An 18,748-nucleotide genomic window follows, 5' to 3' on the forward strand; every position below is an offset into this window, starting at 1 on the left:
CTAAGCGATGCTCCAGCTCACCCGCCGGGTCGCGACGGGTGATCGTTCACCCACGAGACGCGCGAGGTCGAGTAATCGGTTGGAGAAGCCCCACTCGTTGTCGAACCAGCCGCGTACCTTCACGCCGCCGTCCGCCGTGGTCTGGGTGCCCGACGGGTCGAACAGGCACGACGCCGGATTGTTCTTCACGTCGATGGAGACGGTGGGATCCGGGTCGTACGCCAAAATGCCCCTCAGGGGTCCCGCCGCCGCCTCGGCCATGGCCCGGTTGATCTCCTCGACGCTGACCGCGCGCCCGGTCTGCCCGGACAGCTCGGCCAGCGATCCGATCGGCGTCGGCACCACGTAGTAGCTGTAGCGCATCTCGCCGATCTCCGGCAGCACCACCCGGACGAGGTCGCCGACCACGAAGTTGTGCGGGATGATGCTGTCGCCGGTGGCCCGGCCCAGGCGCGGATCGTCACGCGACGTGCCGATCACCGAGTCCTGCGGTTTCTGCCAGCCCTGGGTGGCCAGCACCACCGTCGAGTTCACTCCGCGTAACCCGAACCGGTCGAGCAGGACCTTGGCCATGATGGTCAGCGCGTTCACGCCGCAGGAGCCGGGGGAGACCACGTCGTGCTGGTCCGAGTCGTACGTGTCCTGGTTGGCCCCGAAGACCAGGAACGCGTCCGGGTCGTCGGCCGAGGCGCTGATCACGACCTTGCGGGCGCCGCCGTGGGTGATGTGCGTGCGGGCCGTGGTGCCGGCCCGGAAGCGCCCGGTGGCCTCGATGACGACATCGACGCCGGCGTCGGCCCACGGAATGCGCTCGGGTCGTTCGTGATGGAACGCGCGGATCGCATGGTCATTGACGACGAGATGATCGGCGCGGGCGGTGACGGTGCCCGGAAATGCGCCGCGAATGCTGTCCCGGCGCAGCCCGTAGGCCATTTTCTCGGTCGAGGCAAGGTCATTTACCGCCGCAATTGATATTCCCGGATCGGGTGATGCCGCGACTATCCGGGTGATGCTGCGGCCGATACGACCGAATCCATTGATGCCGATCGTGACAGTCATCGAAGGCTCCTCGGCCGCTCTGAATCTCGCTGTGCCGTGCCGGCGAGGGTCCGTGCGTACCCGATTTCCACTCGCCGTCACGCCCTCGACACTAAGAGTCGTGCAACTTGCACGTCAACGGAGGACGCGTCACACAGTGTTCTTGATCCACATAAGACCTGGTGGGGCAGGGCCATGGCGCTGCGAACCTCCTAATGGTCACTGGCGATGCCCAGTGCGCCATCCGGATGAACGGTGCGCATTCCGGCCATCGGCGCTCGATGGGCGTTGCTAATTCGTTCCGAGAATTTCAACCCGAACGAAGCTCCCACGGTATTCCGAAATCGATCAGTGAGTGGCCGCAATCACCCGCGTGAGTGCCGCGTGCAACGACTCGAGTTCCGAGATCGGCATACCCAAACGGGCGATGATCGCGGGTGGGATTTTCTCCGCCTCGGCGCGCAGTTCGCGGCCCCGCTCGGTCAGGTCGACGGCGAGGCTGCGCTCGTCGGTGGGGTCACGCTTGCGGGTGAGGTACCCGACCGCCTCGAGCCGCTTCAGCAGCGGCGAGAGCGTGCCCGGGTCGAGCTGCAGGAGACGGCTGATGTCCCGTACGGAGAGTGGCGCGTGCTGCCACAGGGCGAGCATCACCAGGTACTGCGGGTGGGTCAGGTTCATCGGCTCGAGCAGCGGCCGGTAGAGCCCGATCACGCTGCGCGACGCCACCGCCAGCGCGAAGCAGACCTGGCGTTCCAGCTCCAGAGGGTCGTCGGACACCGGTAAAGCGTAACGCTTGGGGCGGCAATCATTTGCGCCCCAAGCGTCACCGGGGAAAGGATCAGCGCCGCGCGAAGATCACCGCGAGGGCGGCCAGCAGGATGCCGCTGAACCACAGCATCGCGGTCGTCGAGGCGACGAACAGGGTCGCCACGCCCAGTCCCAGCACCGGGACGGTCAACCCGGCGTAGCCGACCAGGAACAGCCCGGCCAGGGCGGCACCGCGCTCGTCGGCCGGCGCCGCCGCGGCGATCCGGCCGACCGCCGACTTGAAGAGGATTCCGGCCCCGGCGCCGGCGATCGCCCCGCCGATCAGGAACAGCGGCAGCGAGGTGGCGAGCATCCCGGCGGCCAGCACGACCAGGCCCGCGGCCTGCGCGACCAGCCCGATCGTGAACCGCCGGGCGGCCGGCAGCAGGCCCGCCGCCGACTGGGCGGCCGCGCCCGCGCCGAACACCAGGAAGGCGGTGAACCCGGCCAGCAGCCGGCTCGGGTGGTGCAGCCCGGCCGCCACGAAGCCCGGCGCCAGCGAGGTGAACAGGCCGAAGACGGCGAACGCGGTGAACGCTCCGGCCGCCGCCACCAGCGACTTCCCGCTCATCCGGACCCGCTGCGGGCGGTACTTCGGCTTCACCGAGGGCGCGGTCACCGTCTCGGGCACGGCGGCGACGGCGACGACGCTCAGGACCAGCAGGACCAGGAAGACGACGTACGGCGTACGCAGCGGCGCCGTGACGAACTGGGCCAGGAAGCCCGCGACGAGCGTGCCGGTCCCGAGGCCGCCGAGATTGGCCGCCGCCGAGACGACCTCGAAGCGGGTGCCGCTCGCCTGCGGCCGGTGCGCGGTGTGCAGTTCGAGCAGGTAGGCGGTGGCCGTGGCGGTCAGGAGGCCGACGCCGAGGCCGGTCAGCAACCGGGCCACGATCAGGCCGGTCAGCGACGGCCAGGCCAGGAAGAGCACTCCGGCCACGATCTCCAGGGCCAGGGCCGGCAGCAGGACGCGGCGGCGGCCGACCCAGTCGGAGACGTGCCCGGCCAGCAGCAGGGCCACGATCACGCCCACCGCGTACACGGCGAAGATGACCGTGACGGTGAACGAGGAGAAGCCGTCGGCGGCCTGGTAGAGCGGGTAGAGCGGCGCCGGAATCGTCGAGAAGGCGAGCGCCACGAGGTAGACGACGGCGACCAGCCAGAAGGCGGCGCCGTGACGGGCCGACCCGGTGGGAGCACCGGTGGGGGCAGGCTTGGTCATCACGGTCATGAGGTGAGAGTGCGCCGTCCCGAACATCAGCGCCAACGATGATCCATGCTGAGTACCATCTGCGTTCGTGATGGAACTCCGCCACTTCGAGTACTTCGTGGCCGTCGCCGAGGAGCGCAACTTCACCCGGGCCGCCGCCCGGCTGCACGTCGTCCAGTCCGGCGTCTCCGCGGTGATCAAGGCGCTCGAGCACGAACTCGGCGTCAAGCTGCTGGAACGCACCTCGAAGCGGGTCGAGCTGACCGACGCCGGCCAGGCGCTCCTGCCGCGCGCGCGAGCCGCCCTGGAGGCGGCGCAGGCCGCCCGCGACGCGGTCGACGAGGTTCGCGGTGGCCTGCGCGGAACGGTCCGGGTGGGCACCCTCACGTCCATCCCGCTGATCGACATGCCCGGCCTGCTCGGCGAATATCACCGCCGGCACCCCGGCGTCACCCTGCGGCTCAGTGTCTCGCCGCGCGGTTCCCGCGGGCTCATGGACATGCTCGTCGACGGCGGCCTCGACCTCGCCTTCGTCTCCTGGCCGGGGCGGCCGCCCGCCGGCGTACGGCTGACCCAGATCGACGACCGTCCGCTCGACCTCGTCCTGCCCCTCGAGCACCGGCTGGCCACCGCCGGCGAGGTGGGCGTCCACGACCTCGACGGGCAGCCGTTCGTCGACTTCCCGGCCGGTTACGGCAACCGGATCGTGGTCGACCAGGTGTTCGCGGCGGCCGGAGTGCAGCGGCAGGTGGCCATCGAGGTGACCGACATCAGCAGCGCCGTCGACTTCGTCCGGGAAGGCCTCGGGGTGGCGATCGTTCCCCAGTTCGCCGTGGACGACAAAAGCGGCCTGATCATCAAGCGGATACCGGGCGTGGGCCTGGTCTGGCCGTTCGGCATCGCCATCCCGGGGCTCCGGCAGCCCAGCGCGGCAACGCGAGCGTTGCTCGCCCTGATCGACCGAAACGGTCCCACGAAGGCGGTTCGTCCGTAAACATGAGGAAATGGCGGAAGAACCCCAAGCCGAGTCGGTGCTGCAGTTCCGGCGGTTCGCGCTGGCCGTCTGCCTCATCGGCGTGCTGGTCCAGCTCGGCCTGACCGCGTACTACCTCGGCATGGGCCACAAGGCCCAGCCCCACCACGTGCCGGTCGGGCTGGTCGCGTCCGCGAACGAGCGGGCCCCGGTGGTCAGCCTGCTGACCGAGAACGGCTACTTCAAGGTCACCGACTACGCGACGGCGGACGACCTGGAGATCGCGATCAAACGCCGGGACGTGTACGGCGGCGTCGACATCACCGGCAACGAGCCGCACCTCTACGTGGCCAGCGCGGCCGGGGTGTCCGCCTCCACGCTGCTCAAGACCACCTTCACCACGGTCGTGCAGCAGCAGACCGCCGCCGCCCTGGCCGAACTGGCCACCAAGGGCAAGACCATGCCGGTCGCGCAGGCGCAGGAGCTCAACTCGCCGCCGCCGGTCACCGACGTGGTGCCGCTGCCCGACGACGACGTCAACGGCGTGTCGCTGGGCTACCTCACCCAGGCCTTGGCCCTCGGCGGCACGGTGGCGTCGGTGGGTCTCGGCCGCCTGATCCCGCGTACGAGAAGGTCATGGCGCCGTGGCATCGCCCACGTCAGCATCCTGGCCGTCTACGCCGTGGCGTCGGCCGCGGTGGTCCTGTGGTCGATGGGCTGGTTCGGGGTCGGTACGACCGCCGACCGCGGCGAGATGCTGGCCATCTTCTCGCTCATCTCGCTGGCCATCACCGCCTCCACCGCGGGCGCGGTCGCGCTGCTCGGCCCGCCCGGCGCGCTGATCGGCGCCATGTACTTCACGCTGGGCACGGTGATCTCCGGCGCCAGCATCCTGCCCGAGTTCCTGCCCGCGTTCGGCCGGGTCCTCGGCGAGAACCTGCCGACCGGCGCCGGCGTGCAGGCGGTCCGCGACAACCTCTACTTCCCGAACGCGGAGATCCGCTCCCACCTGATCGTTCTCGGTCTCTACGCGGGCATCGGCTCGGTGATCGTGCTGGTCACCAACATGCTGCCGAACCGGAAGAACCGTACCTCCGAGGTCGAACTCGAACTGGTCGAACGCCTCGAAGGCTCGGAGCGCCGGGAGTCGGTCAACATCTAATCCGGGCGCCGCCGTGTCCGATCAAAGGCGGCATGTCCGTACGCACCCGGGTCCGCGTCCCGCTCCGCTTCCCCGACGGCTTCGCCGCCACCGCTGAGGTGATCACCTTCACCGGCCTGGCCGACGGCAAGGAGCACCTGGCGCTCTTCTTCGAAGGGACCGCTCCGTCGGAGATCCCGCTGGTGCGGTTGCACTCCGAATGCCTCACCGGTGACGTCTTCGGCTCCGAGCGCTGCGACTGCGGCCCCCAGCTGCGCGAGGCCGCCGAACGGCTCAGCGCGGCCGGCGGCTACCTGCTCTACCTGCGCCAGGAGGGCCGCGGCATCGGCCTCTACGCCAAGCTCGACGCGTACGCGCTGCAGGACCAGGGCCTCGACACGTACGAGGCGAACCGCGCGCTCGGGCACGGCGACGACGAACGCGACTACACGGCGGCGGCCCAGATGCTGGCCGACCTCGGCGTTCCCACCATCGACCTGCTGACCAACAATCCCGACAAAGCCCGTCAACTTCGACTTCACGAGATTGCGGTACGGCGGGTGCTGCCCACCGGCGTACACGCGAACCCGGCCAATATGCGCTACCTGCAGGCGAAGGTCGATCACACGCGGCACACGATCCGACTTTGAGTTTTCGCCCTCAGGTTTCCGCGCGGGTGCCGAACAGGAGTGCGTGGGGATCGAGAGAGTGAACTCGCGCATCGCCGACATCCAGAGCCGGATGATCGCGCTCCAGACCCAGCAGGCCGGCAAGACCGCCCAGGCCCAGCCGACAACGGTCCAGGGCGGCGGCGCCGGCGACGACTTCGCGGCCAAACTGCAGGAGGCGATGGCCGGTACGACGAACACGGCCGCCCGCTCCTACAGCCTGAACAGCAAGGGCATCCCGACCGAACTGGCCGCCTACGGCAACGGCAAGATCCCGGCCAACGCCCTGGAGCAGGTCGGCAGCACGCGCCACAAGCTGTGGGCGCCGGCCGCGCAGGGCCTGAACCAGATGATCGCCGACGCCAAGCGCGAAGGCGTGACCATCGGCATCACCGACTCGTACCGCCCGTACGAGGAACAGGTCGACCTGGCCCGCCGCAAGGGCCTGTACTCACAGGGCGGCCTGGCCGCCAAGCCCGGCACCAGCGAACACGGCTGGGGCATGGCCACCGACCTGGACCTCGACGCGAAGGCCCAGGCCTGGATGCGCAAGAACGCCGACAAGTACGGCTTCGTGGAGAACGTCCCCCGCGAGCCCTGGCACTGGGCCTACAAGCCGAAGTCGGCCTGACGTCAGACGCGGGCGATCAGCTCACCGTGGAGCAGGGACATCCAGCCGTCCGGATCGGCGGCCCAGGCCCGCCACGCCGTTGAGACTCGGTTCAGGCCGGCCTCGTCGGCGGCGCCGGTCCGCAGAGCAGTGGACGCCATGTCCGATTTGAGGATGCGGTCGGCCCACATGTGACCCCACCAGTCGCGGTCCTCCTGGGTGGCGAAGCACCATGTGCTCGACGTGACCGTGACATCCGTCAGCCCGGCCGCCCGGGCCCAGGCCAGCAGGCGGCGGCCGGCGTCGGGCTCGCCGCCGTTGCCCCGGGCCACCCGCTGGTAGAGCGCCATCCACTCGTCCAGCTCCGGCAGTTCCGGATACCAGGCGAAGGCCTTGTAGTCGCTGTCACGTACGGCGACGACGCCACCGGGCTTGGTCACCCGGCGCATCTCGCGCAGGGCGGCCACCGGGTCGGTGACGTGCTGCAGCACCTGGTGGGCGTGCACCACGTCGAACGAGGCGTCGGGAAAGTCGAGCGCGTGCACATCGCCGACGGCGAAGTCGACGTTGGCCAGGCCGCGCCGGGCGATCTCGGCGCGGGCCAGGTCGAGCGCCTCCTGCTTGACCTCCAGCGCGGTCACCCGGGCTGGAGTGACGAGGGCCGCGAAATCCGCCGTGATGGTGCCGGGACCGCAACCGATGTCCAGGACGGTGACACCGGAGGAAAGACGCGGCAGCAGGTAGGCCGCCGAATTCTCTGCGGTGCGCCAGCGGTGTGAGCGCAAGACCGATTCGTGATGACCGTGTGTGTACGTCGCCATGCCACCGACGGTATGCCCGCTGTCCCTGGATGTGGGACAAAAATCTCGACATGTGGAACTCGGGCGGGTAAGTGATTTCTCCGTACGCACGTCAGGCCGTACTTTTGTCGCCATGAGGATCGGCATTGTGGGCGCGACGGGACAGGTGGGCGGCGTCATGCGGCGCATCCTGGCCGAGCGCGCCTTCCCCGTTGAGCAGCTTCGTCTTTTCGCGTCGGCGCGCAGCGCGGGCCGCACACTCCCGTGGGGCGACGGCGAGGTGACCGTCGAGGACGCGGCGACCGCCGACTACCGCGGTCTCGACATCGTCCTGTTCTCGGCGGGCAAGGGCTCCTCCAAGGAGTACGCGCCACGCGTCGCCGAGGCCGGAGCGGTGGTCGTCGACAACTCGTCGGCCTGGCGGATGGACCCCGACGTGCCGCTCGTCGTCTCCGAGGTCAACCCGGACGCGGTCCGCAACCGGCCCAAGGGCATCATCGCCAACCCGAACTGCACCACCATGGCCGCTATGCCGGTGCTGCGGCCGCTGCACGACGAGGCCGGGCTGGTCGCGCTGGTCGCCACCACCTACCAGGCCGTCGGCGGGGCCGGGCTGGCCGGCGTGGCCGAGCTCGACGAGCAGATCAAGAAGGTCGCCGACCGGGCCACCGAGCTGACCTTCGACGGGTCCGCCGTGGAGTTCCCGGCGCCGCGCTCGTTCGCCAAGCCGATCGCCTTCAACGTCCTGCCGCTGGCCGGCTCGATCGTCGACGACGGCCGTAACGAGACCGACGAGGAGCAGAAGCTCCGCAACGAAAGCCGCAAAATCCTCGATCTGCCGGGCCTGCTGGTCTCCGGCACATGCGTACGCGTCCCGGTCTTCACCGGTCACTCGCTGCAGCTCAACGCGCGCTTCGAGCGGCCTCTGGATCCCGCACGGGCTCGTGAGCTGCTCGCCTCGGCCCCCGGCGTCGAGCTCTCCGAGGTGCCGACGCCGCTCGAGGCGGCCGGTCGCGACCCGTCGTACGTGGGCCGTATCCGCGCCGACGAGACGGTGGAGAACGGCCTGGCGCTGTTCGTCTCGAACGACAACCTGCGCAAGGGGGCGGCCCTCAACGCCGTCCAGGTCGCCGAGCTGGTCGCCGCTTCACTCTGATCAGCGCTTGCAGTCACCGCCCCGGCCGGGTTACGGCCGGGGCGGTTTTTGTTGCGTACGCCTCATCCTCCATTGTGGAAATCTAGGACTTTTTGCCCGAATCGGTGGCGGATGGTCGGTTTGAGGTGCAGAGTGATTGCATGAACGACAGTGGGCCCGGCGGAGGCGGCTACTTCTGGTGCCTTCGCGACAGTCGAGTCGAGACCGGCGAGGGCCTCTGTCCCGCCCAGTACCGGCTCGGCCCCTACGCCACGGCTGACGAAGCGACGCGGGCTCTCGAGACGGTCGAGAAGCGCAATGCCGATTGGGATGCCGAGGATGCCCGCTGGACCGGGGAGGTCAGCTAACAGCCGGCTCCGACGTCCCTGAGTCCAAGCCGGATCTTCGCAGTCTCCAGGCGGAGACGAGCCCGCAGTCATTCGCAAGGAGGAACACCCTGATGGCCGCTGCCAAAAAGGCCCCGACCAATCTCGCCACAAGAGCGGGCAAAAACACCGTAACCACCAGATCGCCCCGCTCCACTGCGGCGTCGACGGCTCGGACCGCCGCGGCGGCGACCACCCGGACCACGGCGGCGGCGTCAACGGCCCGGACCGCGGCGGCGTCAACGGCCCGGACCGCGGCGTCAACGGCCCGGACCGCGGCGTCGACGGCCCGGACCGCTGCGGCGTCGACCGCCCGGACCGCTGGCGGGAAGGCGGCGTCCGCGGCGAAGCCCGGGTCGGCCCGGTCCGCGGCGGGCAAATCGGCCGCGGTGAAGGCCGTGAAGTCGGTCGCGGGCGCGAAGAGTGCCGCCAAGACGGCTGGCTCGAAGGCCACTACTGCGAAGCCCACCACTGCGAAGCCCACTACTGCGAAGCCCACTACTGCGAAGCCCACCACTGCGAAGGCTGCCACTGCGAAGGCCGGCGCCTCGAAGAGCGCCGCCGTGAAGACGATTGCCGCCGGTAGGACTGTGGCGCCGAAGCCGCGCAGCGCGGCGAAGAGTGCGGCCGCCAAGCCGGTGGCCGCGCGATCGCTCGCCGCTACGAGCGCCGGTCCGAAGGTGGCCACGGCCAAGGTGACGTCCGCCGGCAAGACCTCGAGGACGGCCGCGGCCAAGCCGGCCGCCCCGAAGCCGACGGCGCCGAAGCCGGGCGCGTCCAAGCCGGCCGCCGTGAGGGCCACGTCGAAGGGCGCCGGTACGAAGGCGACCGGTACGAAGGCGACCGGTACGAAGGCGACGGAAACCAAGGCGACGGCTGCAAAGGCGACGGGCGCGAAGGCGACAGCCACGAAGGCGGCAAGCGCGAAGAGCGCGGCCGTCAACAGCGCCAAGGCCGCCACGCCGAGGGCTGCGAAGGCAGGGGCGGTGAAGGGCGCGGCTCTGAACGGGGCCACGGCGGTGGCGCCTAAGCAGGCTGGGGCGAAGGGCACGGCGAAGGGCACGGCGAAGACGGCCGGGAAGTCGGCGGCGGCCAAGACGGGTGCGGTCAAGCCGGTCGCCAGCAAGGCGCCGGCGCGGGTGTCCGGGCGGGCGGCGCTGACCGGGTCCGTGCGTGGTGCCGCGGCGGGTGAGGCCGTACGGCCGGCGCGCGCGGCCGGGGCCCGTGGCGGTAAGCGGCCGGTGACGCCGCGACGGACGGCGGCGGCCATGGCGTCCGGGCCGAACATGACGACCGCGTCGATCGACGACATGGGATCGGCGCCGGCGGCGGACATGGAAGACGACCTCGCGGCGGCGCCTGACATCGAGACGGCCACGGAGTCGGGGATCAGGCCCTCCAAGAGGGGTACGCCGAAGCGGGCGCGGACCACGGGCAAGGGCGCGGCTCCCGCCGGATCGGCCCGGCCGAGCGCCCGTAAGGCCGCCGGCGGCACGGCTCCGGCGAACAAGGCCGCGGCGAACACCGCCCCCGCGAACAAGGCGGCGAAGGCCGCCACCAAGGCGACAACGGGCGCGGCGAAGAAGGCGGAGATCGCCAAGGCCACCACCGCGGCCGCCGAGAAGGCAGCCGCAAAGGCCACCACGTCCGGCGCCGCCGCGACCAAGGCGACTGCCGCGAAGGCCACCGGAGCAAAGGCGACCGGCGCGAGGGCGAAGGCAGCGGGAGCGACAGCGGCGAAGGCGACCGGCGCGAGGGCCACCGCGGCGAAGGCGACGGCTACGAAGGCCACCGGCGCGGGGACGGGTGCGAGGGCGACGGCGGCGGGTGCGAGGGCCACGGCGACGGCGGCGGGTGCGAGGCCCACCGGAGCGAAGGCGACTGCCACAAAGGCGACCGGGGCCAAGGCGGCTGCCGCTAAGGCGACGGCGGCCAAGGCAACTGGCGCGGCCAAGGCGACCGGCGCGAGCAAGGCGACCGGCGCGAGCAAGGCGACTGGCGCGGCCAGGGCAACCGGCGCGAGCAAGGCGATTGGCGCGGCCAAGGCAACCGGCGCGGCCAAGGCAACCGGCGCGGCCAAGGCAACCGGCGCGGCCAAGGCGACTGGCGCGGCCAAGGTGGCCGGTGGCCGGGTCAAGGCGACCGGGGCGAAGGCTACCGGGGCGGCGGCCAAGAAGGCGGCTACGGCTCAGACCGCGGCGGCCAACACGGCGGCGGCCAGGAGTGCGGCCAAGAAGGCGGCTGAGTCGTCGCGGAAGATGGCGGGGCGGTCGTCCGAGGTGGCCAAGACGGCCAGTGCCAACGCGGGTGCGGCCAGGAGTGCCGCGTCGAGGAGTGCCGGCACGGCTCGGAAGACGGCCGGGCGGGCGGCGGAGACGGCGCAGACGGCTACGGCCAACGCCGCGGCGGCCAAGAGCGCGGCCGCGCGGTCGGCGCGCAAGGTCGCGGGGCGGGCGAGCGCGATCGACGACACGGCCGTGGCGAACACGGCGGCGGCCCAGAGCGCGGCCTCGCGCCGGGCGGCGTCGGCACGAAAGGTCGCCGGGCGTTCCACCTCGGTGGAGGAGACCGCGGCCGCCAACACCGCGGCGGCGAAGAGCGCGCGGACCGGAACGGCCACGGCGCGCAAGGCCGCCGCCGGCGCGGGCGGCAAGGCCGGCACGGCGGCAACCCGAGGCAGCGGCGCGGCAACCCGAGGCAGCGGCGCGGCGGTGAGCCGGAGCGGTGGCGCGGCGGCCCGGAGCGGTGGTGCGGCTGGGGGAGCGGCGACGCGGGCCGGAGACAGGGCCGGTGGTGCTGCGGCCAACGCCCGCGCGACCAAGGCGGCCACGGCGGCCAAGGCGGCCGCGGCCAGTACGGCGACGGCTACCAAGGCGACGAAGGCGGCCAAGGCCACGACGGCGACCGCGGCCAAGGCCACGAAGGCTACGGCGGCCAAGACCGCGGCTACGGCCAAGAAGGCGGCGGCCAAGGCGCCCGCGAAGAAGGCGGTCGGTACGGCGGCCGTGGCTACGGCGAACAAGAGGGCGGCCGCGTCGGCCGTGGCCAAGGTGGCCGGTCTCAGCCCGGTGGTGGCCAAGGGTGGCAACGCGAAGCGGTCGGCGGCCAACGAGACGACCGCCGGGCGGACCCGGGCGGCCAAGGCGACGAACACCCGCCAGGCCGGTCCTACCGCGAAGAACTCGTCCACCAACGCGTCCCGGGTGGCCAAGGCGACCACGGGTGCGGCGGCGCGGCGAGCCGCGGCCGGCAACACGCCGGCGGCCGACATGCTCGACGCCCGTCCGGCGACGCCCCGGAAGGCGGCCAAGCGGGCCCGCTGACCGCGGGTCGCCGCCCCGGAACGGGCGGACGGGCGGAAACCGAAGTGAAGAAGAGGAGGGCCGTGCCGGATGGCGCGGTCCTCCTCTCGTGGGTGGGCTGGTAGGAATGGAGCCGTGCCGATCAGACGCGTGTGGGCTCCGGAAATCGACTTCGCCGGGCTGCGGCGGGAGTTGAAGCTGCCGGGGGAGTTTCCGGCCGAGGCGCTGGCTGAGGCGGAAGCGGCGGCCGGGCGGTCCGTCGAGGCGGCGGTCGATCTCACCGATGTGGCTTTCGTGACGATTGATCCGGCCTCGTCGCGAGATCTCGATCAGGCGATGCATCTGAGCCGCCGCGACGGCGGTGGCTATCGGGTGCTCTACGCGATCGCCGATGTCGCCTCCTTCGTCGCGCCGGGTGGGGCGCTCGAGGCCGAGACCTGGGTACGCGGGCAGACGATCTACCTGCCGGACGGCCGGATCCCGCTGCACCCGCCCGTGCTGAGCGAGGGGGCCGTCAGCCTGTTCGCCGACGTGGAGCGGCTTGCCGTCGTCTGGACGATCGACCTCGACGCCGACGGTGCCACCACGGCCGTCGACGTTCGGCGGGCCCGGGTGCGCAGCCGGGCCAAGCTCGACTACGCGAGCGTGCAGCGCGAGGTGGACGCGGGCACCGCCGCCGAGCCCTACGCGCTGCTGCCCGAGCTGGGGGCGCTGCTGGCCAAGCGGGCCGGTGAGCGCGGCGCCGTCAACCTGCCCCTGCCCGAGCAGGAGCTGGAGCGCGACGGCGACGGCTGGCGGCTGGTGCTGCGGGCGCCGCTGCCGGTCGAGGAGCACAACGCGCAGATCTCGCTGCTGACCGGCATGGCCGCGGCCGATCTGATGCTGCGCGGTGGTCTCGGGCTGCTGCGGACCATGCCGCCGCCGAAGCCCGAGGCGGTCGCCAAGCTGCAGGCCGCGGCCAAGTCGCTCGGCGTGCTGTGGCCGGGTGGCGCGCCGGTGGGTGAGGTGGTGGCCACCGCCGATCCGGCCACCCCGCGGGGTGCCGCCTTTCTCGAGCAGGCGGCCGACCTGCTGCGCGGGGCCGCGTACACGGCCTTCGACGGTTCGGCGCCGGCTCTGACCGGGCACGGCGGGGTCGGCGCGCCGTACGCCCATGTCACCGCCCCGCTGCGGCGGCTGGCCGACCGCTACGCCACCGAGGTCTGCCTGGCCCTGGCCGCCGGTCAGCCGGTGCCGGACTGGGCGCGGGAGGCGCTGCCGAAGCTGCCGAAGGTGATGGCCGACTCCGACCGGGTGGCCGGCGCGGCCGACCGGGGTGCGATCGATCTGGCCGAGGCCGTGCTGCTGCAGGGCCGGGTGGGTGAGGTCTTCTCGGCCGGTGTGCTCGACGCCGACGGGACCATCGCGATCGACGACCCGGCCGTACGGGCGCGCTGCAAGGGCGGGCTGCCGGTCGGCACCCGCGCCCGGGTGCGCCTGACCCTGGCCGACCCCGCCGCCCGCAAGGTCCAGTTCGAGCCGGCCTGACCTCAGGCCCTCCGCAGGCCCTCGACCAGGAAGCCGATCATCTGGCGCGCGTCGTAGCCGTCGTCGCGGCCGGCGCCGATGCAGAGGTTGCCGACGCCGCGCAGCAGGCCCACCGGGTTGACGCCGGGCACGATCTGGCCGGCCGCGGTGGCGGCGCCCAGGATCTCGGCGCAGACGGGCACGAGCCGTTCCAGGAAGTACGCGTGCAGGTCGCCCGCGTTCAGCGCCTCGGGCAGCCCGTGCTTGGTGACCAGGAAGTCGGCGAAGATCTCGATCCACCGGCCGAGCGCCGCGTGCGGTGACGCGCTGGTGGCCAGCAGCTCGGGTCCGGCCGCCGCGCACTCCTCGACCTGGTGCCGGAAGACCGCGACGATCAGGTCGTTCCGGGCCGGGAAGTGGCGGTAGATCGTCCCCACGCCCACCCCGGCCCTGGCGGCGATGTCGCGCACGGGTGCGTCCACGCCCGATTCCACGAACGCGGCCGCGGCCGCGTCGAGCAGTGCCTTCTCGTTCCGCCGGGCGTCGGCGCGCTTCGTCACAGTCACTCCCCTTGCTAACCGGAACATGGTTCCGCTACGTTTCTAGCGGAACATGGTTCCGCTTGTTCATGATGTCAGAAACGGAGCTCCTGTGAACACCATCGTCTCGGTCAAACCTGTCGTCGTTCCGGCCCCGGGCCGCGGTACCGATCTGGAGGTACGGGTGACCGCGCCGGCCACCGGCGACGACCTGCCGGTTGTGGTCTTCTCGCACGGTTTCGGCGAATCCCTCGACGGTTACGCCCCGCTGGCCGACCACTGGGCCGCCAACGGCTTCGTCGTCGTCCAGCCGACCCACCTCGACTCGCGCCGGCTGGCCCTGCCGCCGGCCGACCCCCGTACTCCGACGATCTGGAAGATCCGGATCGAGGACCTGACCCGGGTCCTGGACGCGCTCGACCTGATCGAGAGCGTCATCCCCGGCACCATCGACCGCGACCGGATCGCCGTCGCCGGCCACTCGTGGGGCGCGCAGAGCGCCGGCATGCTGCTCGGCGCCCGGGTCGACGGCGACGACTTCACCGCGGCGGACGCCCGGGTCCGGGCCGGCGTCCTGCTGGCCCCGGCCGGCAAGGGCGGCCTGGTGCCGTTCGCCGCGGAGCACTTCGCCTTCATGAATCCGGACTTCTCCACGATGACCACACCGGCCCTGATCGTCGCCGGCGACAACGACCAGTCGGCGCTGACCACCCGCGGCCCCGACTGGTTCACCGACGCGTACTTCCAGAGCCCGTCCCCGAAGGCCCTGCTCACGGTCTTCGGTGGCGAGCACTCGCTGGGCGGCGTCACCGGCTACAACGTCACCGAGACGACCGACGAGAGCCCGGAGCGGGTGGCTCTGATCCAGCGGGTGAGTACGGCGTACCTGCGCGCGGCCCTGGACATCGCGCCCGAAGCCTGGCCGGTCGAGGCGGACGACCACGGAAAGCTCGAGGTCAAGTAGCCCGGTGCCGTGCCAGCCACGCGGTGGCGAAGTCGACCAGCGGACGCTGGGCCATCAGCCGGGACCCGGCGTTGCCGACCGGACCGGCGTGCACGGCGGCCGTCGCCTCGTACGCGGCGCCCAGCTCGGCGAAGTCCGAGACATCGGCCACGGGAGCCCGCCAGGTGACCCAGCGGCCGTGGCCGGCGGCATCGCGGACGGCGGCGCCGTGGTCGGTGATCGTGGGCCGGGCCTGGCGGCACTCGGCCAGGTGCAACGACGTGTTGCGGTCATGGCCGCAGCCGAGCAGCAGGACCTTGCCGTCCGCCCGGTAGACGGCGCCCAGCGGTGAACGCTCGCCGAGGCCGTCCTCAAGTGGATGGTCGCCGGTGATCGCGGCGGCCCGCGCGCCCAGCGCGGCGAACGACACCTGGGGATGGGCGCTGCGGCGGGCGCCCGGCCACGCGCGTACGACCTCGGGAAGAACGCCCATCCACTGGCTGGGCGTGCGCTCCGGGTCGAAGCCGGGACTCCGCTCGCGGATCACCGGCCACCACGCGGGTGGGACGGGCGGATTCTCCCAGCCCGCCGGGTCGGAGTTGGATGGCGTGTGGGTCGGCACCACGAGGGTCCCGTCCGGGCCCAGAACATCGAGCAGGGCCTGTACGACGGCCTGGACGCCCCCGGCGACCGAGCCCACCGCCCGCATCGACGAGTGCACGAGCACCGTGTCGCCGGTGGCCAAGCCCAGCTCGCGCAGGTCGGCGGCCAGGGTGCCGGTCGTGTGGGGGAGCGGCTGCGTCATCCCGCCATTGTCCTGGGGGTGGAAAACCCCCAGGTGAGCGCGGGTGGTTACCGGCTTATCGGGGACCGGCGGGATGCCTAGCGTCGAAGAGGTGATCGAACTACGTGAACTGAGCAAACGCTACGGCGGGCGGGTTGCCGTCGACGGGCTGAGTGTCCGGGTGCGGCCGGGCGCGGTGACCGGCTTTCTCGGGCCGAACGGGTCCGGGAAGTCGACGACGATGCGGATGATCCTGGGGCTCGACGCCCCGGATCGGGGTGAAGCCTTGGTGGGCGGGGTTCCGTACACCCAGTTGGCCTGGCCCTTGAAGACCGTGGGGGCGCTGCTGGACGCGGGCGCCTTCCACCCCGGGCGCAGCGCGCGGGCGCACCTGGCCGCGCTCGCCGCCAGCAACGACATTCCGGGCGCGCGGGTGGAGGAGGTTCTGGGGATCGTCGGGCTGACCGGTGTGGCCGGGCGGCGGGCCGGGACGTACTCGCTCGGCATGCGGCAGCGGCTCGGCGTCGCGGTGGCGCTGCTCGGCGACCCGGGTGTGCTGCTGCTCGACGAGCCGGTCAACGGGCTCGACCCGGAGGGCATCCGCTGGATCCGGGAGCTGCTGCGCGGGCTCGCGGCCGAGGGGCGGACGGTCTTCGTGTCCAGCCACCTGATCGCCGAGATGGCCCTGACCGCGGAACGGCTGGTGGTCATCGGGCGGGGACGGCTGCTGGCCGAGACGACGGTGGCCGAGCTCGCCGCCGGCGGCGACAGCCTGGAGGACGCGTTCTTCCGGCTCACCTCGCAGGTCACCGACTATCGCGGAGCGGAGAAGCCATGAGTGGGTACGGAATGCGGCAGGCGGCCCGGATGGAGCGGATCAAGCTGGGCAGCGTCCGGTCCACGTGGTGGCTGGCGATCGCGGCGGTGGTCGCGATGGCCGCGGCCGGTACCGGAGTGGGGCTGGGCTACCGGTCGCACACCCCGGTCGCCACCGCCGCCCAGATCCTCAACAACAGCCTGGGCGGGGCGATCCTGGCCCAGCTGCTGCTCGGCGCGCTCGGCGTGCTGGTGATGACCGGCGAGTACGGGACCGGGATGATCCGCTCGACGTTCGCGGCCGTGCCACGGCGCCGGATCGTGCTGGCCGCGAAGGTCGTCGTGGCCGGGGGCGCGGCCCTCGGGGTGGGACTGATCGCCAGCTTCGCCGGCTATCTGGGCGGGCAACTGGCGATTCGGGGTACGGCGATCCCGGCCGCGTCCCTCGGCGACCCGTCGGTCCTGCGGCCGGTCGTGCTGACCGGCGTCTACCTGGGCGTCACGGCGCTGATCGGGCTCGGCGCCGGCGCGATCGTGCGGCATTCGGGGGCGGCCATCGGGACCCTGTTCGGGCTGCTGTTCGTCCCGATGATCGTGATCGGGTTGTTCGGCGAGGACGGCATCGCGGTCGGCCGCTTCGTGCCGCTGCTGATGCTGCTCAACTCGATCGCCGTCACCTCGCCCGTACCCGGGCTGTTCTCCGGCTGGGTCAGCGTGCTGCTGATGTGCGGGTACGCGGCGGTGGCGATCGTCGCCGGCGGTGTGCTGCTGCGCCACCGGGACGCGTGAACGGCCACAATGGGGCGATGAGCCCGCGCCGAGTGATGTTCTGCGTCGCCGGCGTGATCAGCGCGGCCGTGATCCTGGCCGTGCCGGCGATCCTGCCGGGCACGGCCGTGCTGATCCTGTGGGCGACCGGCACCCTGGCCGAACAGCCGGCGCCGGTGGTCGCGCCGGTGTTCCTGATCCTGTTCCCACTCACCGTCGCGCTTCTGGTTCTCACGGCAACCCCTTTCGGCCGTACGACGGGAAACCTGCACCGCCTCCTCGCCCGCCGGCTGCTCGGTGAGCACGTGGACGCCCCGCCGCCCCGCCGGACGAGGGGGATCTCCGACGGGCCGGGCTGGCGCGCCCTCGGCTACGGCGTGCTGAAAGTGCCCCTGGCCGTCCCCGAGGGCTACGGCGCCTTCTGCTACGTGTTCGGCATCGTCAACCTCAGCTATCCGGTGTGGTGGCCGCTGTTCCGCAACCACCCGCCGGGTACCACCCTCGGAACGGTGTACGCGCTGACCCCGTTCGGCACGATCGGCACGCGGACGTTCGCCGGGACGTTCCTGATCGCGGCGGCCGGCCTGGCCATGCTGCTGGCCGCGCCGTGGCTGATGCGGGCCGGGGTGGCCCTCGACCTGGCCGCCATGCGCCGGCTGCTCGGCCCGGGCCGGCTCGCCGAGCTGCGGGTCAGCCGGGCCCGCGCGATCGACGACGCGGCCGCCATGATGCGCCGGATCGAACGGGACCTGCACGACGGCGCCCAGATCCGGCTGGCCACCCTGGCCATGAACCTGGGCATGGCGAGCGAGAAGCTGGGCGCCGACGGGCCGCCGCCCGACCTGGCCCAGGCCCGCGAACTGGTCGCCCTCGCCCACGGCGAGGCCAAGCAGGCCCTGGCCGACCTACGCGACCTGGTGCGCGGCATCCACCCACCGGTCCTCGACAACGGCCTCGGCGACGCGCTGGCCACGCTGGTGACGAGCAGCCCCCTTCCGGTCGCGCTTCCGGTGACGGTGACGGTCGAGCTGCCGGTCCGGCCCGCGCCCGCGATCGAGACCATCGCCTACTTCTGCGCGGCCGAGCTGCTGGCGAACGCGGCCAAACACAGCCGAGCGGCACACGTCGCGCTGGGCGTGGCCGGGACCCGCCACCGCCTGACGCTGACCGTCGAGGACGACGGGGCCGGCGGGGCCGACCCGGACGGTCCCGGGCTGTCCGGCCTGACCCGCCGCATCGCGGTCGTCGACGGCCGGATGCGGGTGGACAGCCCGCCCGGCGGCCCGACCCGGATCGAGATCGAACTGCCCACGCAGGTGTGA

At 72.0% G+C, this 18,748-nt stretch carries 20 protein-coding genes; 12 read left to right on the plus strand and 8 right to left on the minus strand.

Translation table 11 applies throughout. The features are described from left to right. The 3 genes from ACGFJ7_RS26660 to ACGFJ7_RS26670 form a co-directional block, all read right to left on the minus strand. Entirely contained in the window at positions 1-1,059 is a 1,059-nt protein-coding gene (locus tag ACGFJ7_RS26660) for a type I glyceraldehyde-3-phosphate dehydrogenase (RefSeq protein WP_360252378.1), read from the minus strand. A 327-nt stretch (positions 1,060-1,386) separates the two neighbouring features. Then, the gene (locus ACGFJ7_RS26665) at positions 1,387-1,815 is read right to left on the minus strand and encodes a MarR family winged helix-turn-helix transcriptional regulator (RefSeq protein ID WP_392644358.1); all 429 of its coding nucleotides are present in this window, start codon (positions 1,813-1,815) and stop codon (positions 1,387-1,389) included. Positions 1,816-1,876: 61 nt separating this feature from the next. After that, the gene (locus ACGFJ7_RS26670) at positions 1,877-3,076 is read right to left on the minus strand and encodes an MFS transporter (protein ID WP_392644360.1); all 1,200 of its coding nucleotides are present in this window, start codon (positions 3,074-3,076) and stop codon (positions 1,877-1,879) included. 70 nt (positions 3,077-3,146) lie between these two features. Between ACGFJ7_RS26670 and ACGFJ7_RS26675 the strand changes: the two genes are divergently transcribed. Genes ACGFJ7_RS26675 through ACGFJ7_RS26690 form a run of 4 tightly spaced genes read left to right on the plus strand, consistent with a single transcriptional unit; the run spans position 3,147 to position 6,468 of the window. Further along, positions 3,147-4,049 (plus strand): LysR family transcriptional regulator, encoded by a 903-nt coding sequence (locus ACGFJ7_RS26675; RefSeq protein WP_360253144.1) that lies wholly within the window; start codon positions 3,147-3,149, stop codon positions 4,047-4,049. 10 nt (positions 4,050-4,059) lie between these two features. Continuing rightward, on the plus strand, positions 4,060-5,190 hold the full coding sequence (locus ACGFJ7_RS26680; RefSeq protein ID WP_392644362.1) for an ABC transporter permease: 1,131 nt from the start codon (positions 4,060-4,062) through the stop codon (positions 5,188-5,190). A gap of 32 nt (positions 5,191-5,222) precedes the next feature. Further along, a complete protein-coding gene (gene ribA, locus ACGFJ7_RS26685; protein WP_360252390.1) occupies positions 5,223-5,819 on the plus strand; it encodes a GTP cyclohydrolase II in 597 nt (198 codons plus the stop codon). Positions 5,820-5,877: 58 nt separating this feature from the next. Beyond that, positions 5,878-6,468 (plus strand): M15 family metallopeptidase, encoded by a 591-nt coding sequence (locus tag ACGFJ7_RS26690; protein WP_360252393.1) that lies wholly within the window; start codon positions 5,878-5,880, stop codon positions 6,466-6,468. 2 nt (positions 6,469-6,470) lie between these two features. Here ACGFJ7_RS26690 and ACGFJ7_RS26695 read toward each other — a convergent pair whose 3' ends face one another. Next, entirely contained in the window at positions 6,471-7,268 is a 798-nt protein-coding gene (locus tag ACGFJ7_RS26695) for a class I SAM-dependent methyltransferase (RefSeq protein ID WP_392644365.1), read from the minus strand. Between the two features lie 112 nt (positions 7,269-7,380). Here ACGFJ7_RS26695 and ACGFJ7_RS26700 point away from each other — a divergent pair, with 112 nt between their 5' ends. Both ACGFJ7_RS26700 and ACGFJ7_RS26705 read left to right on the plus strand, forming a co-directional pair. Beyond that, positions 7,381-8,403: an aspartate-semialdehyde dehydrogenase gene (locus ACGFJ7_RS26700; protein WP_360252399.1), complete on the plus strand. Its 1,023-nt coding sequence runs from the start codon at positions 7,381-7,383 to the stop codon at positions 8,401-8,403. Between the two features lie 140 nt (positions 8,404-8,543). After that, positions 8,544-8,750 carry a hypothetical protein gene (locus ACGFJ7_RS26705; protein ID WP_392644367.1) on the plus strand — a complete coding sequence of 69 codons (207 nt, stop codon included), beginning with the start codon at positions 8,544-8,546 and terminating at the stop codon, positions 8,748-8,750. Here ACGFJ7_RS26705 and ACGFJ7_RS26710 read toward each other — a convergent pair. Both ACGFJ7_RS26710 and ACGFJ7_RS26715 read right to left on the minus strand, forming a co-directional pair. Further along, the gene (locus tag ACGFJ7_RS26710) at positions 8,743-10,866 is read right to left on the minus strand and encodes a hypothetical protein (protein ID WP_392644369.1); all 2,124 of its coding nucleotides are present in this window, start codon (positions 10,864-10,866) and stop codon (positions 8,743-8,745) included. The two genes, ACGFJ7_RS26705 and ACGFJ7_RS26710, sit on opposite strands and share 8 nt — an antisense overlap. Positions 10,867-10,956: 90 nt before the next feature. Beyond that, positions 10,957-11,430, minus strand: coding sequence for a hypothetical protein (locus tag ACGFJ7_RS26715; RefSeq protein ID WP_360252407.1), 474 nt, complete (start codon positions 11,428-11,430; stop codon positions 10,957-10,959). A 49-nt stretch (positions 11,431-11,479) separates the two neighbouring features. On the opposite strand from ACGFJ7_RS26715, the gene ACGFJ7_RS26720 reads away from it, so the two are divergent. Continuing rightward, a complete protein-coding gene (locus ACGFJ7_RS26720; RefSeq protein WP_392644371.1) occupies positions 11,480-12,091 on the plus strand; it encodes a hypothetical protein in 612 nt (203 codons plus the stop codon). Positions 12,092-12,205: 114 nt separating this feature from the next. Then, complete coding sequence (locus ACGFJ7_RS26725) at positions 12,206-13,597, plus strand: RNB domain-containing ribonuclease (protein ID WP_392644373.1); 1,392 nt, start codon at positions 12,206-12,208, stop codon at positions 13,595-13,597. Between the two features lie 2 nt (positions 13,598-13,599). On the opposite strand, the gene ACGFJ7_RS26730 is transcribed toward ACGFJ7_RS26725, so the two are convergent. Next, positions 13,600-14,163, minus strand: coding sequence for a TetR/AcrR family transcriptional regulator (locus ACGFJ7_RS26730; RefSeq protein ID WP_392644375.1), 564 nt, complete (start codon positions 14,161-14,163; stop codon positions 13,600-13,602). Between the two features lie 25 nt (positions 14,164-14,188). Between ACGFJ7_RS26730 and ACGFJ7_RS26735 the strand changes: the two genes are divergently transcribed. Further along, complete coding sequence (locus tag ACGFJ7_RS26735) at positions 14,189-15,079, plus strand: alpha/beta fold hydrolase (protein WP_360252419.1); 891 nt, start codon at positions 14,189-14,191, stop codon at positions 15,077-15,079. On the opposite strand, the gene ACGFJ7_RS26740 is transcribed toward ACGFJ7_RS26735, so the two are convergent. After that, complete coding sequence (locus ACGFJ7_RS26740; protein WP_392644377.1) at positions 15,072-15,863, minus strand: aminoglycoside N(3)-acetyltransferase; 792 nt, start codon at positions 15,861-15,863, stop codon at positions 15,072-15,074. The two genes, ACGFJ7_RS26735 and ACGFJ7_RS26740, sit on opposite strands and share 8 nt — an antisense overlap. A gap of 91 nt (positions 15,864-15,954) precedes the next feature. On the opposite strand from ACGFJ7_RS26740, the gene ACGFJ7_RS26745 reads away from it, so the two are divergent. Genes ACGFJ7_RS26745 through ACGFJ7_RS26755 form a run of 3 tightly spaced genes read left to right on the plus strand, consistent with a single transcriptional unit; the run spans position 15,955 to position 18,748 of the window. After that, positions 15,955-16,680 carry an ATP-binding cassette domain-containing protein gene (locus tag ACGFJ7_RS26745; RefSeq protein WP_360252425.1) on the plus strand — a complete coding sequence of 242 codons (726 nt, stop codon included), beginning with the start codon at positions 15,955-15,957 and terminating at the stop codon, positions 16,678-16,680. Beyond that, positions 16,677-17,447: an ABC transporter permease gene (locus tag ACGFJ7_RS26750; RefSeq protein WP_360252428.1), complete on the plus strand. Its 771-nt coding sequence runs from the start codon at positions 16,677-16,679 to the stop codon at positions 17,445-17,447. Before ACGFJ7_RS26745 ends, ACGFJ7_RS26750 begins: the two co-directional genes overlap by 4 nt. Positions 17,448-17,464: 17 nt before the next feature. Continuing rightward, complete coding sequence (locus ACGFJ7_RS26755; RefSeq protein WP_392644380.1) at positions 17,465-18,748, plus strand: sensor histidine kinase; 1,284 nt, start codon at positions 17,465-17,467, stop codon at positions 18,746-18,748.

Origin of the sequence: Actinoplanes sp. NPDC048988 (assembly GCF_043197815.1) — a bacterium.
Classification (GTDB): Bacteria; Actinomycetota; Actinomycetes; order Mycobacteriales; family Micromonosporaceae; genus Actinoplanes.